The sequence below is a fragment of the Quyinboa sediminis genome (assembly GCF_042219855.1).
In the GTDB taxonomy this organism is placed as follows: domain Bacteria; phylum Bacteroidota; class Bacteroidia; order Bacteroidales; family UBA5342; genus JBHJHP01.
Window position 1 is genome coordinate 191876 of sequence record NZ_JBHJHP010000008.1, and the last position, 14548, is coordinate 206423.

Sequence of the window (14548 nt, forward strand, 5' to 3'; positions counted from 1 at the left end):
AATGTTGCGTACAGATTTAATTTTTTTTTCAGATATTTGTATAGAACCAGATGATAATTTGATTGATGTAAGGATCTTAATTTCTGATCAACCCCGGAATGAGTCTGACGTTTTACTTTCAGGATTTAAATATCCGTATAGTACAAGCGCTTTAAAAAAGTCTGGAACATATTTAAAAAGTGATTTTGTGGCCATCATCGCAGACCGGAAAAATCCGCAAATTGTCGGCAATGGTTTAAACCGTATGATGCATGTGATGCAATCACAGAGAGCAGAGATGGTTTATTCGGATTACTGGTTAAATACCGGAGAACAACAGGAATTAATACCTGTTCTGGATTATCAGTCAGGTAGTTTACGCGATAATTTTGATTTTGGTGTTTTACAACTTTACAAACGTTCAACATTTGAGGAGTGGATTGCACAGGTTGATGAAATGAATTATGCATCGCTTTATTCATTACGATTATTTGCCTCACGTAAAGGAGCTGTGTCAAGAATCCCGGAACCCCTATTTAAATGTGATGTAACAGATGGGAGATCGAGCGGGGAAAAGCAGTTTGACTATGTGAAGCACGATGCTGAGGCGCGTCAGAAGGAGCTGGAAAAAGTGTGTACAGCGCATCTGACAGCAATCAACGGATTAACAAATCCAAAGAAAATTAAAATGGATTTTGACGGTGATTTTCCGGTTGAGGCAACAGTGGTTATTCCGGTTAAAAACAGGGTAAGGACCATTGGTGATGCTATTGGGTCGGTGCTGTCACAGTCTGCAGAATTTCCATATAATATTATAGTTGTGGATAATCATTCTGATGATGGGACAACAGAAGTGATTCAGTCCATCGCTGAAAAAGATAAAAGGGTCATTCATCATATTCCTGACGCACAGGGTCTGGGTATCGGTGGCTGCTGGAATGAAGCTCTGGATCATGAACAATGTGGAAGGTTTCTGGTTCAGCTTGATAGCGATGATCTCTATTTAAATGAAGGAACATTAGAACGAATCATTAATACTTTTTACCATGATCAATCTGCTATGGTGATTGGATCGTATAAAATGGTTGATTACAACCTGAAGGATCTGCCACTTGGTATTATTGATCATAAAGAATGGACAGATGAAAATGGTGCAAATAACGCTCTTCGTATCAACGGCCTGGGTGCTCCGCGTGCTTTCTTTACACCTGTCCTGCGTGATATCAGATTTCCAAACACCAGTTATGGTGAGGACTATGCTGTTGTTTTAGCCGTATCAGGCCGGTATAAAACATCCCGCATCTATGACCCGGTATATTTATGCCGGCGATGGGAAGGAAATTCTGATGCCAGTCTAAATGTAAGCCAGGAAAATAAAAATAACTGGTATAAGGACTGGTTGCGTACGATTGAATTAAATAAACGCATTTCATGTAACAGGAAAAAAGAGAGGGATGAAAGAAACACTGAAACATATTGCTGAAAAGGAGATGTTGGAAGCTTTTGCAGGAGGAGAACAGTTTCAGGAAATGGTTTTTGCGCTTTTGGATCAGCAAAAGTTCGTCTGGCAGCTAGCGTCGAAAAACTATCGCAGCCTGAAAAAAATGAAGATAAGAACACTGGAGATAGACGGTGTAAAAATATATTTACAGTACAATGCCGAACGTATTAAGTCTACCAGTGCCAAAGTCGATGATAAGTCTATAAGCGAGCGGCCATGCTTTTTATGCGAGGAAAATCTTCCTCCGATGCAGGTGGGAGTGCCCTTTAAAGATAAATACCTGATAATGGTGAACCCTTATCCGATATTTCATCATCATTTCACTATTCCGCTGATGAACCATATGGGGCAGGTTATTGAACCTTATTTCCACGATATGCTTGAACTGGCAGAGCAGCTGCCATGTCTGACAATCTTTTATAACGGGCCGAAATGTGGCGCTTCAGCTCCGGATCATTTCCATTTTCAGGCTGTTACTACCGGGATTTTACCTGTGGAACGCGATGCTGCCAAACTCAATTATACAGAGCCGTTTTTTGTGACTGACAGAATTAATATCTCTACCTTCAGACATTATTTAAGAAATGGTATTATCATAAAATCGCCGTGGGCCGGTGAGGTTGAAATGGCTTTTGCAGCGTTAATGGATGCCCTGCCTAACAAGGATAACGGGGAACCTATGGTTAATATCATTGTGACACATAACGAAGATCAATGGCAGGTAATTGTACTTCCGAGGGATAAACATCGTCCGGATTGTTACTACAGTTCGCACGAGGATAACCTGTTGCTAAGCCCGGCAGCCGTTGATATGGGCGGTATTTGTATATTGCCCAGGGAAGAGGATTTTGATAAGGCCACACCGGAAATGATTAAACAGGCATACATGGAAGTTACCCGAAGTGACATCGGCTTTGACAGTGATCTTAAACGGTTTTCAAAACGTTTGAAAAAAATCTGGCCGTGATATTGGAGCCCGGGCGTGAACCTGTTATTGATGTTGGATTATTACGGGCTGATGAAATAGCGGTTCGCTTAAACGGTACCTTTTACAGTAGCGGGAATGTCTTCAGAAATGATCTTGTAATTACCATTCACAAACAGAAACTTGTTGTGAATGGTATTTATTTTTATGACCCGGAGGTGTTGATTCTTACCCCGGAGGACACGGCAACCTTTACCGTTAAAAATGTGGTTTTTGGCATTGGATTTCACTGGGAACGCAATGAGGATCTGACGTTTAAAGGAGAGCTTTGTTTTAAAACTGAGAACGGGAAAGTAAGGTTGATAAACCGTATTAACCTCGAAGATTACCTTAAAAGCGTGATTGCATCCGAAATGAGCGCCCTGGCATCAGATGCACTGCTTAAAGCACATGCCGTAATGTCAAGGAGCTGGTTGATCGCGCAGTTGATTCCTAAACCACTGCAGGGAAATCATAATTCTGCATCTTCTGATGAAATTATCCGCTGGTATGACCGCGAAGATCATACGGGTTTTGATGTTTGCGCTGACGACCACTGCCAGCGTTACCAGGGCATAACCCGGATTACGAATGAAAAGGCGCTGAAAGCTATTGAAGAGACACGTGGTTTGGTGTTGAAATACGAAGACGAAATTTGCGACGCACGGTTTTCAAAATGTTGTGGAGGTGTAACAGAACGGTTCGATACCTGCTGGGAAGAAGAGAATCCACCATATCTGCAACCTGTATTTGACGGAACAGGAACTGATACCGGTAATTATTCTGATGAGGCAGGCGCCAATGCATTTATCTTAAAGGATGTGGACGCTTTTTGTAATACAAGCGATACTAAAATTCTAGATCAGGTATTGAATGATTACGACCGCGAAACGCCTGCTTTTTTCAGGTGGGAAGAGCAATTATCGGCTTTGGATGTAAAGCGTTTGCTTAAGAAAAAGATCGGTTTGGAGGTTGGTGATATTGTTGATCTGATCCCCATGGATCGTGGAGCCTCAGGCAGAATATTCAGGTTGAAAATTGTAGGCTCGGAAAATGAAATTATTATAGGAAAAGAACTGGAAATACGGAAAGCCTTGTCGGAGTCACATTTGTTGAGTTCGGCTTTTGTGGTGAATAAAAGAACGGACAAAACTACCGGATCAACACAATTTATATTGCATGGTGCCGGTTGGGGACATGGTGTTGGATTGTGCCAGATTGGTGCCGCCGTGATGGGGGAGAAAGGTTATTCCTTTGAAGAAATTCTAAACCATTATTTTAAACAGACCAGCCTTGAGAAAATCTACTAAACATGTCAATCCATGGGCGTGGGTTCCTACCTTATATTTCAACCAGGGACTGCCGTATGCCGTTGTAATTCTGGTGTCGGTTATTCTGTACAAGGATCTGGGCATGTCGAATACCGATATTGCCTTTTATACCAGTTGGTTTTATGTGCCATGGGTAGTAAAACCGTTCTGGGGTCCGATAGTAGACAATATCAGTACAAAACGGTTTTGGATTGTGATGACCCAGATTCTGATGGGAGCAGGTTTTGCGGTACTTGGTCTGTCCCTGCAACTGCCCGATTATATTAAATGGAGTCTGATTGTATTTTGGCTGCTGGCTTTTAGTTCAGCCACTCATGATATTGCTGCTGATGGCTTTTATATGCTGGGTCTGACCCAAAAAGAGCAAAGTTTTTTTGTAGGTATTCGCAACACCGCTTACCGCATTGCCATGATTGCAGCTCAGGGTGGCATTGTTATTTTAGCAGGTATTTTGGGCAATCGAACGTCAAATCCTAAAATGGCATGGACGCTGATTTTTGTTGGAACCGGGGTTGTGTATTTCGGAATTGCAATCTATCACTTGTCGATTTTTCCCAAACCTTCACTGGATGATAAACGCAGGATACTAAATTTCAGTAATCTGTTTGATTCTTACTTTAAAACGTGGGGGGAATTTTTTAAAAAACCATTGTTCATAGTCAGTCTGCTTTTTATATTGTTATATCGTTTGGGCGAAGCACAACTTGGGAAAATTGCTGCCCCCTTTTTGATGGATGATCCCGCGGTTGGCGGTTTAGGGTACAACAAGGAGCAGGTTGGCTTTTTATACGGTACTGTTGGAGTTCTGGCATTGGTAGGAGGTGGTTTGCTGGGTGGAATACTGGCATCTAAAAAGGGATTGAAATACTGGATGTGGCCCATGGTGATGGCGATGAACCTTCCGAATCTGGCTTATGTTTATCTCGCTTACTTTCCACCCTCAGATATTTCCATTACCGGCATTTTGATTGCCCTAGAACAGTTCGGTTACGGCCTGGGCTTTACAGCTTTTACGCTTTATCTTATTCATTTTTGTGAAGGGGAATTGCGAACGTCGCATTATGCATTTGCAACCGGTTTTATGGCCCTGGGCATGATGATACCCGGAATGATTTCCGGTTGGATACAGGAACAGATCGGCTATCAGTATTTCTTTATCTGGGTACTGTTATGTACCATTCCCGGTTTTTTACTGGTTCGGTTTCTGCATATTGATCCAAAATTCGGGATGAAGGAAGAGTAAAGGCGCATAGTCACCGGATGATTATAGCTGGTTTTTAAATATTCACCCGGTGATTAAGATTAAGCTAATTATCAATCAATTCTTTATAAACCTCAGGCTATGGCTCATGCCATCCTGGTTTGAAAACACAAACAGGTACATTCCGGGTTGCAGTTCTCCAATATTCATCTCAACAGTTTCTTCACCGGTTCCAGTCAATCCGATTTTTTTATGAATGCCGGTTCGTTTTCCTGACAAGTCCACAGCCTGAATGGTGAGTTCATTATCTTCGGTATGCGGTATGGTAATGTTAATGACATCGTTTGCCGGATTGGGAAAAAGGTCAATGATTCCAACTCCCGGAATGGGCGTACAATAGGCCTGGAAAAATTTGCATTCTGCTTTTTCTGTCTTATCATCTGTTATGCCCAGTACATTTATATTATACTCTTTGCGAAGTTCATTGGCAATGGAATCAGGAAGACGGGAGAAGAGTTCTTCGGAAGGCTCGAACCAGAAGATTCTTGTATTGATCATTGTAATAATTGTTGGAATTCTCTTTTTTAGGTTTTCTGGCAAATCATATCCAAGTCCAAAATTGTCAAAAGATATTTTAATAGGTACTAGATTTTGTATTATATCTATAATCTCAGAGTTTTCAATGTTTAATAATTCTTTATTAATATATGGTCGAAAGCCTTTATCAGCAATTGTTGTTATACAGACAGGTTCGATGTTATTGGTATTAAAATCTATTTCGTTTTTGATTCTGTGTATTCCTCTGGTTGAGCCTCTACTATGAGTTTCATTTGTGTATATAAACGTTTCTGAATATGATTTCATATCATAATACCAGGTTATTGTTGAATCAGTTTTGGCTTTTCGGAACCCGAATTTAACTAATTCAGTTGAGTCTAAATTGACTGTAGGCGTTTTTTCAAACACTTTCATAATCTCAGTTTTGGGCCTTGAAATTTCTTTTAGTTCATGGTTTACTGGGACCGAATTCATTCTGGCTAATTTATCGGACTCTACAATTTGCCAAAATTTTTCATTTGGCACAAAAAAAGCAATTAAATTTTCATTTGCCAGATGATTAGTTCCTTGTTGCAACAAAATCGGAGCAAGATTTATATTTTTAACAGAATCAACATATGCTAGTGTTCTTCTAATATGTGGATTAATTGAAATGATATATGCGGGGTAAAAGTCATTGTAGGTACATTTAGGAACGCTGTCAATGAGTAATCTGGGTTTGTTTTTATTAAAGTTTGTGAAGTTAAACGAAGGGGTTTTGTAAAGACTCCTGTAATATCCACTTTTATCTTTATTGAAGTAGACTGTTCCATTTGTAAAGTTTGTAAATCCAAGTGCTTCCAGCTGTTTTGAACTCATAACAGGAATTCTGGCAATAAAATCAGAATCGACCTTTAATCCAAGAATCAGTTTCATTCTATGATGAGTCCCGATGTCTTGGAAATTTGCTACATCTTCAATTTTACAGGTCAGTCTTTCTTTTTTTTCTTTTGTACTATTATTTGATTCAGCTTCATCGGGAGTTGAACTTTTTTCTGAAGGTGGTTCTAAGTCTTTTTTTGAATCGTCTTCAACCAATTCAGTTTCTACTTTCATTATTTCATCTTCCGGAATTTGTTCAGAGATAACTTCCGAAGAATCTATTTGAGGTTCTGAATGAGTTTCGTTTTCTGTTTTCTGTTGGATAGGTGAAAAAATTGTTACAAGGCTTATTAATAATGCGATGCCGGTCATGATGGAAAAAAATTTAAGATTTAAGATGGTGCTTTTAGGTAATCCCTGATGGTTAAATCGGAGTTTGGGTTGCCTGCGACTTTGGGCATCAGCCATAGCTTTATCCACCTTTTCCGCTTGAAAAGGAATCAATGGCTTTTGGTTTTTAGCCTGCTCAAATATGTGGTTTAAATTCTTTTGCATGGCTTACTCATTTTTTGCTCCAAGTCGTTTGGCTAACTTTTCTCGTCCGCGTTTTAAGCGCTGCTTTACTGCATCTTCCGAACTGTTTTGAATATCACTGACCTCACGGATAGAAAAGCCGTTGATCTCAAAAAGGATCAGTGCGTTCTTTTGTTTTTCAGGAAGTTGATCAAGTGCGTTATAAAGCGCCTGAACATCAAGGTTTGCATCAGGAGAGGAAGAATTTGAAATAAGGCTGTTGGCTTTTTCATTATTCCATTCACCCGATTTTTTCTCATTCCGGTATCTCTTTTTGCTTAGCCGGCATGCAATTCCAAAAAGATACGATCGAAAAGCAGAACGGTCACGGAGTTTGTTAAGGTTCTCAAAAGCAACGAGCAAGGTATCGCTCATTAAGTCTTCAGCATTATGCCGGTTCCGTTGTACCGCCCTGCAATAGTCAGACAAGGCCTGATGCTCCGGTTCCAGTAAGGCTAAAAAGGTATGTTGCTTTTGGGTATCCGTCATTGTTTAGTAACAAACTCAGTAATATGTTCCACAAGTCACAAAAAAGTGACATTAAAAGTAAAATTTTTAGATACAAGAACCAAGATGCAAGAATCAAGACAACGATCCACGAATAAGTTCTTCTAAATGACACTATAGTTTGTGCTAAAATATTTAAGGATTAAAACGAGATGCTATTAGAATTAAGGTTTTATTCATTTTTACCCTACTCTCTCCACGGGTTATAAATATTTGCCTGACCCTCCCTGGTTTCTTTCAAACCTGCACATATAAGTATAACCTGCCCTCCCTAACCCCGATTTTCAATCGGTCCCAGGGAGGGTGCCTGTACAGATACATTTGATTAGGGGTGCGATTGGAATAGATTTGTAAGTATTTAGCAATGATTGCAATCAGGCAAATAGAATTGGAATAACTATGTTCAGTTTTTATGTCGAAACAGTCCCTCTATGTCACGAAGAGGAGTGGAGTGAAAGAGAGGGCAGTCTTGAAATTGATGTGTTAGAACTACGGTTTGGGGTGAGTCAAATAAAGTCGTCCTCTTCATCAGATATAATCTTTAGTCAAGTTCTTTCCTTACATTATATCACGTAAAGACATAAGTCCTGATTCCTAAGTCCTGATTCCTGATACCTGATACCTGATTCTCTATTAATTCCTAAATTTTTAAAAGAAAGAAATAACATTATTTACTTCAAGTGTTATATATATATCTTTTTTCATACTTTAGCGCTTAGAAAAGGGTTATGTCAGATTTTCAACCGGAAGAAATAAAGCTCATAAACGATCAGTTTGATGATCTTTTGAACTACTACAAAGCAGTAAACCCAAACGGGAATATAGCTATTGTTCAAAAGGCATTTCAGCTGGCCTACCAGGCCCACGATGGCATGCGTCGCAGGTCGGGTGAGCCCTATATTATGCATCCGATAGCTGTAGCTGAAATAGTGGCTAAAGAGATAGGCCTTGGGGCAACCTCCATATCGGCATCTTTGCTACACGATGTGGTGGAGGATACGGAATACACCATTGAAGAGATGGAGCAGATGTTTAATCCCAAAATAGCATCCATTGTAGATGGGCTGACCAAGATTGCCGGTGCGACCACCTTTAAATCCGATTCCATACAGGCCGAAAATTTCAGGAAACTTTTGTTGACTATGTCGGATGATATCAGGGTGATCCTGATTAAAATAGCCGACAGGTTACATAACATGCGAACACTCGGTTCCATGCCGCCGCACAAGCAGTATAAGATTGCGGCAGAAACCTTGTTTGTCTATGCTCCATTGAGTCACAGACTGGGTTTGTACAACATAAAAAGTGAGTTGGAAGATCTGGCTTTCAAATATGAACATCCGGCCACCTACGCTGATCTGGCATCTAAAATAAGCCATTCAGAGGAAGAACGCGATGAGTTGTTCCGTCAGTTTACAAAGCCCATTGAGGAGCGACTGAAAATTCTGGATTTTAACTTTACCATTAAAAAACGGATTAAATCCGTCTATTCCATATGGAAGAAGATGCAGCAGAAGGACATTCCTTTTGAAGAAGTTTTTGACCTGATGGCTACCAGAATCGTGTTTGAACCCAAAACTTACCTTGATGAGAAAGTACAGTGCTGGAATATCTATTCTGCCATAACAAGCATATACAGGCCAAAGCCGGACCGCATCAGGGACTGGATCAGTGTGCCTAAAGCCAATGGATATGAGGCATTGCACATGACTGTTATGGGACCAAAAGGTCGCTGGTTCGAGGTCCAGATCAGAAGTCAGCGGATGGATGAAATTGCGGAGAAAGGCTATGCGGCACACTGGAAGTACAAATCGGGACCTGATTCGAATGAAACGGAACTGGAACGCTGGTTGAAAACCATCAGGGAGTTGCTGGAAACACCGGAAAGCAATGCTATTGAGTTTATGAATGATTTCAAGCTCAATCTGTTTTCACAGGAGATAATGGTTTTTACGCCAAAGGGAGAAATGAAAGTCCTTCCTCAGGGGGCAACAGCACTGGATTTTGCTTTTGAAATCCACACGGAACTTGGGTTACAGTGTATTGGTGCGAAAGTGAACCATAATCTTGTTCCGCTAAGTCACAAACTAAAGAGTGGAGACCAGGTTGAAATCATTACTTCCAGTAAACAAAAGCCTCAGGAAGAATGGCTCAGTTTTGTGACAACAGCACGGGCCAAGTCAAAGATAAAAGGGATCTTTAAAAATGAGCGTAAGAAGTTTATTAAAGCCGGAGAAAAAAGACTTGAGGAAAAACTGAATAAGTTAAAACTAACCACAAATTCCAGAATTCTGAAGAAGCTGGAGGCTTATTTTGATGTGGAAACCCGCGAAGAACTGATGTACAATATCGGCCGGGAGAACATTGAAATTGATAATCTACAGGATATTCTCAGGGAAAAAACACAGAGTAAAATAGTCAAATACTGGCGCTTACAGTTCGGGAATAAAAAGAATAAGCAGACACCTGAAAAGAAGCAGGATTCGCAGCCCATCAGCAAACGCAAATCAATTCAGCTGACTGATGATAAGTCGGATATCGATTATACGGTGGCAACCTGTTGCAATCCAATTCCGGGTGATGATGTGATAGGTTATGTGGATGAAAATGATAATGTAGTGCTGCATAAAAGACAGTGTGAGAAAGCTATAAAACTAATGTCGAACTACGGAAACCAGATTGTGGATGCAACCTGGATCTCGCATAAACTGCATTCATTTTTATCCATCATAAAAATCAACGGCATAGATAAGCAGGGAATGCTCAGCCAGATATCCAAGGTGATCTCAGAAGATCAGGATGTGAACATGAGGGAGGTTCATTTCGGATCGCATGATGGTGTTTTTGAAGGCATTATTCACTTGTATGTACACAATGTGGAAGATGTGAATAATCTGATTTTTAAAATTGTAAAAATTAAAGGTATTACAAATGTACAGCGCGTTGAACAGTCGCAGCTGTCACAGAAATAACAGGAAATTTTCCGCTAAATATCTTTGATTACCTTTGCACAAAACCGAAAATTATGTCCGGCAATTATATAAATCTGACACGATACAAGCGTTGGGAAACCAGTGAAGTTGAAATTGGAGATTTAACCATCGGAGGTAAGGCTCCAATCCGGATCCAGTCGATGACGAACACGGATACAAATGATACGGAAACCAGTGTTGCCCAGGCCATCCGGATTATTGAAGCTGGTGGGGAATTGGTCAGGTTGACCGCGCAGGGTACGCGCGAGGCAGAGAATCTTGGTACAATTAAAAGTGCGCTAATTGCCAGAGGGTACAAGACGCCCGTTGTTGCCGATATTCATTTCAATCCCAGGGCTGCACTCGTAGCCGCAGAAAAAGTTGATAAGGTGCGGATCAATCCGGGAAATTTTGTGGATCCCGCCAAGCAATTCAAATCCATCGATTATACCGAACAGGAATATACAGAAGAACTGGCCAACATCAGATACAAGTTTTTGCCTTTTCTTGCCCTTTGTCAGAAAAACGGAACTGCTATCCGTATCGGTGTGAACCATGGTTCCTTATCCGATCGGATCATGAGCCGGTATGGCGATACACCGGAGGGCATGGTGGAATCGTGTATGGAGTATCTGCGTATTGCCAACGAGGTTGGGTTTAATAATATTGTACTGTCCATTAAAGCCAGTAACACCAGGATTATGGTTCATACCGTGAGACTACTGGTAAAAACAATGGAACAGGAAGGAATGAATTACCCGCTTCATCTTGGGGTGACCGAGGCCGGAGATGCCGAGGATGGTCGTATTAAATCTGCCGTTGGAATTGGTGCACTATTGGTGGATGGAATTGGGGACACAATCAGGGTTTCATTAAGTGAGGACCCGGAACTGGAAATTCCTGTGGCCAAAACGCTGGTTGATTACGTAACTGAAAGAGCGGGACACACGACGGTGGAAGAGTTTATTACATCCCTTTATCATCCGTTTATTTATTCAAAGATTATCTCTGATCCGGTTAAGCAGGTTGGTGGAGAAAATGTGCCGGTTGTGGTTGGATCCGTTGAACAGAAAGGTGATTTTCGTCCGGATCTGATATTTAAGGAAAGCAGACTTTATTCAGATAACGAAGAGATTTCGTTTGTGGAATTGAAAGATGATTTTGATAAATCTGATTTGGTTAGCCTGAATGAAAAAACTGTTTTGGTATTATCTACTGGGAATAAAAACATTCATGCAGCATTAAGAAGTCTGCGATTCAGATTGTTGGAAAATGGCATTAAGAATCCGGTTGTTTTTAAATTATCTTATGCCGAACGAGACAAAGAAACTTTCATGCTTAAAGCAGCAACAGATGCAGGTATTCTGTTTTTAGACGGTTTAGGAGATGGACTGTGGCTTGAAGATGAAAATCAATCACCGGAAACATTGGTGCAGACAGCATTTTCTATTTTGCAGGCATCACGGGACCGAATGACCAAACCGGATTATATTTCATGTCCGGGATGTGGCAGAACATTGTTTGATCTGCAAAAAACAATTGCCCGGATCAAAGCCAGAACATCACATCTTAAAGGCCTGAAGATTGGCATCATGGGATGTATTGTTAACGGCCCCGGGGAGATGGCTGATGCTGATTATGGCTATGTGGGTGCTGGAAGAGGCCGGATCAGCCTTTATAAGGGCAAAACATGTATCGAAAAAAATATTCCTGAAGATGATGCAGTTGAAAAACTGATAAGTCTTATTAAAGAGAACGGGGATTGGGTGGAAGAACTTAATTAAATATCAGTAATGTCTGGTTTAATTAAAAATATGGATTATTGCAGTATAAGTTTTTCACAAGGCAATCATCTTGTCTGATCGGCTTAGATTTCAGAATACATTAATTTACCATAACCATTTGAAAAATAGGGGAATTTAATAGCCTTGTCATTAATTGGTTTATTTGATTGATCTGTAATATAAACAGCTTCGTTCTTAAATTCTATAATTCTTCTGTGCTCAATGTCTTTATATTTAAGAACTAAGTCTATTTGATCCTTATTTAGCACATTAATTGAAATATCATAGTCAGGATTAACCGTAAAAATATCTTTAAAGTCAGTCTGCTCTTTGTCATCTATAAAACATGTTGAATGCGCACTCGTCGAGATAAACCTCATTCGTTGGTTTTTAACTGGTGTATAGAGATAAGTGCCTGGGTCTGAAAAAAATGTATTATTGTCAATCATCAGTTCAACGGATAATTTATCGTTATGCGAATGGCCCCAATTACAATATTTTCTGGCTCTGTGTCCTAACATTATACTTAAGAATAAATGCCTGGATTTAATTACGATAAGCCCAAAATCAGGGTATTGATAAAGCTGTTTGTCTGACTGTATTTCTTCCAGTAATTCTACAGGGATTTTTATGGCTGACTCATGTATATAATTAAGCGTTTTACTGGTATTTGCGTCTGTTTTGAATGTTATTGTGGAATCACTTGTAGTATCCAGCATTCTGTTATTGGCTAATAAGCCAATAATTTGACTTTCTGGTGTATCTGATGAGCTGTTTGTTTTATTTTTAAATAATTTTTCTGATAACCATAAAAAAGTACTATGATTTAAAATGTTTTCATCCCAGAATAATTCGTTGTTTTTCGCATAGCCGGATATGAGTTTAGCATATCCTTTCAGATTTAAATATTTTTCTTCTGCTTTTATCACTGAGATAAGTTTTCCAACAGGTGACAGTTTAACAAATCTGCCACTGTCGTTATCTCCAATTTGTACAACCTCCCCATTTTGTTTTGTGCAGATTTTTGTAAATTCGCTTAGCTTATAGAGTCTGCTTATGTACCATTCAGGAAATTGAAACTTATCATTTTCAATAGAAAACTGTTGTTCTGACCTCAATCTGGATGGTAATTTTGAATTGTACCTGCTAAAATCTCTTAGGATAGCTGTTTTTTGTTTTCCAAGTCCTGACAGAAGAGCAGTTGAATATAAAACCATTTCTCCACTAAGGCGGTGATAGCTTGTGCTGGCTTCACATGAGGAGCCATCAGTGTAGAACTGTTTATCAAATTCATTAATTAATTCATTAGCCGAAAAACTCAACCATTTATTAACATCTTTATCATCCTGCAGGTATGCCGAAGCAAACAGTAATCCTGCAATATTTGAAAGATAATGATTGCTTGTAAGTTCATAGTGCCATTCAAGATTATCGAAAATATGTTTACCATGCTCAAAAACGGATTCAGCCAATACTTTTTCAAATTCATCGTCTAATATACCGGTATCATCCAAAGGCTTAAACATAAAGTAGGATAGCAGGATGTTTGTAACCCTGATTGCAACGTCCATTGTGCATGTCCAGCATACTCCCATTTGTGGTGGATTGGTCGCAATAAAATCCAGAATCTGACATCTGAATTCATAAATGTATTTATCTTTTAAATTTGTTGAATATGCAAATAAAGCCAGTTGAGTAAAATGCTGCAAACGAGATAATTCCCATGGAACTTTAATATCGACACCTTTAAGTTCCCCTACAATATTTTTTCTGCAGTTTTTGAAATATGTTTTATTGCTCCATCTGAATCCGGACTTGAAGTCTTTTTGCCAGTCAATTGGTTTATAGTTCTCATCGTTTATCATCTTCCATATAGACGCAGACTTCCTGAAATCGTTTTTTCTCAGAATTTTACGTAGCCATTCTCCTTTTTTATCGAAATTCTCAATCTTCACATTCATACTATAATGCGATCCTTCGAGACCCAATGAGTCATCACCATACCCAACACCTACCCAACCACTTCCTAACAAATCAAAACGGTGTGAAATATAGTAATCAGACAACGTATTCTGCACTGCAGGATCAATAGTAATATTGTTCTGTAGCGGCAGGGTGTAATTTAGCAAGGAAATACCTGAACGGGTTTTATATGCAAAAAAAATGCGATTCAGTTTATAAATATATTCAGATAGAATACGGCGCAGAAAACTAAAAAAGCGAGGTATCACCTTTTTCAATGGCATCTTCTTTGCCAGTTTTATATAATATCCTGCTGAAGGCATTATGATAACGGGTTTTACTGTTAAGTATGTCT

The 14548-nt window shown here is 39.6% G+C and carries 9 protein-coding genes; 6 read left to right on the forward strand and 3 right to left on the reverse strand.

Annotated features, from left to right (window positions below; translation table 11 throughout):
- The first annotated feature begins 187 nt into the window (after positions 1-187).
- From ACE1EF_RS17405 to ACE1EF_RS17420, 4 genes are read left to right on the forward strand one after another with little or no spacing between them, the layout of a single operon-like run.
- Positions 188-1462 carry a glycosyltransferase family 2 protein gene (locus tag ACE1EF_RS17405; protein WP_375721974.1) on the forward strand — a complete coding sequence of 425 codons (1275 nt, stop codon included), beginning with the start codon at positions 188-190 and terminating at the stop codon, positions 1460-1462.
- Entirely contained in the window at positions 1434-2447 is a 1014-nt protein-coding gene (locus ACE1EF_RS17410) for a DUF4922 domain-containing protein (RefSeq protein ID WP_375721975.1), read from the forward strand. The genes ACE1EF_RS17405 and ACE1EF_RS17410 overlap by 29 nt, the downstream gene beginning before the upstream one ends.
- Positions 2444-3754 (forward strand): SpoIID/LytB domain-containing protein, encoded by a 1311-nt coding sequence (locus tag ACE1EF_RS17415; RefSeq protein WP_375721976.1) that lies wholly within the window; start codon positions 2444-2446, stop codon positions 3752-3754. The genes ACE1EF_RS17410 and ACE1EF_RS17415 overlap by 4 nt, the downstream gene beginning before the upstream one ends.
- Positions 3738-5018, forward strand: coding sequence for an MFS transporter (locus ACE1EF_RS17420; RefSeq protein WP_375721977.1), 1281 nt, complete (start codon positions 3738-3740; stop codon positions 5016-5018). Before ACE1EF_RS17415 ends, ACE1EF_RS17420 begins: the two co-directional genes overlap by 17 nt.
- A gap of 75 nt (positions 5019-5093) precedes the next feature.
- Here the strand turns inward: ACE1EF_RS17420 and ACE1EF_RS17425 are convergent, their stop codons facing one another.
- Both ACE1EF_RS17425 and ACE1EF_RS17430 read right to left on the reverse strand, forming a co-directional pair.
- Positions 5094-6950, reverse strand: a complete 1857-nt coding sequence (locus ACE1EF_RS17425) for a T9SS type A sorting domain-containing protein (protein ID WP_375721978.1) — start codon at positions 6948-6950, stop codon at positions 5094-5096.
- 3 nt (positions 6951-6953) lie between these two features.
- Positions 6954-7457 (reverse strand): RNA polymerase sigma factor, encoded by a 504-nt coding sequence (locus tag ACE1EF_RS17430; RefSeq protein ID WP_375721979.1) that lies wholly within the window; start codon positions 7455-7457, stop codon positions 6954-6956.
- 746 nt (positions 7458-8203) lie between these two features.
- Between ACE1EF_RS17430 and ACE1EF_RS17435 the strand changes: the two genes are divergently transcribed.
- Together ACE1EF_RS17435 and ispG are read left to right on the forward strand one after the other, a co-directional pair.
- Positions 8204-10447: a RelA/SpoT family protein gene (locus tag ACE1EF_RS17435; RefSeq protein ID WP_375721980.1), complete on the forward strand. Its 2244-nt coding sequence runs from the start codon at positions 8204-8206 to the stop codon at positions 10445-10447.
- A gap of 53 nt (positions 10448-10500) precedes the next feature.
- Complete coding sequence (ispG, locus tag ACE1EF_RS17440) at positions 10501-12231, forward strand: (E)-4-hydroxy-3-methylbut-2-enyl-diphosphate synthase (RefSeq protein WP_375721981.1); 1731 nt, start codon at positions 10501-10503, stop codon at positions 12229-12231.
- Between the two features lie 83 nt (positions 12232-12314).
- Here ispG and ACE1EF_RS17445 read toward each other — a convergent pair whose 3' ends face one another.
- The gene (locus ACE1EF_RS17445) at positions 12315-14516 is read right to left on the reverse strand and encodes a heparinase II/III family protein (RefSeq protein ID WP_375721982.1); all 2202 of its coding nucleotides are present in this window, start codon (positions 14514-14516) and stop codon (positions 12315-12317) included.
- Positions 14517-14548 lie beyond the last annotated feature (32 nt).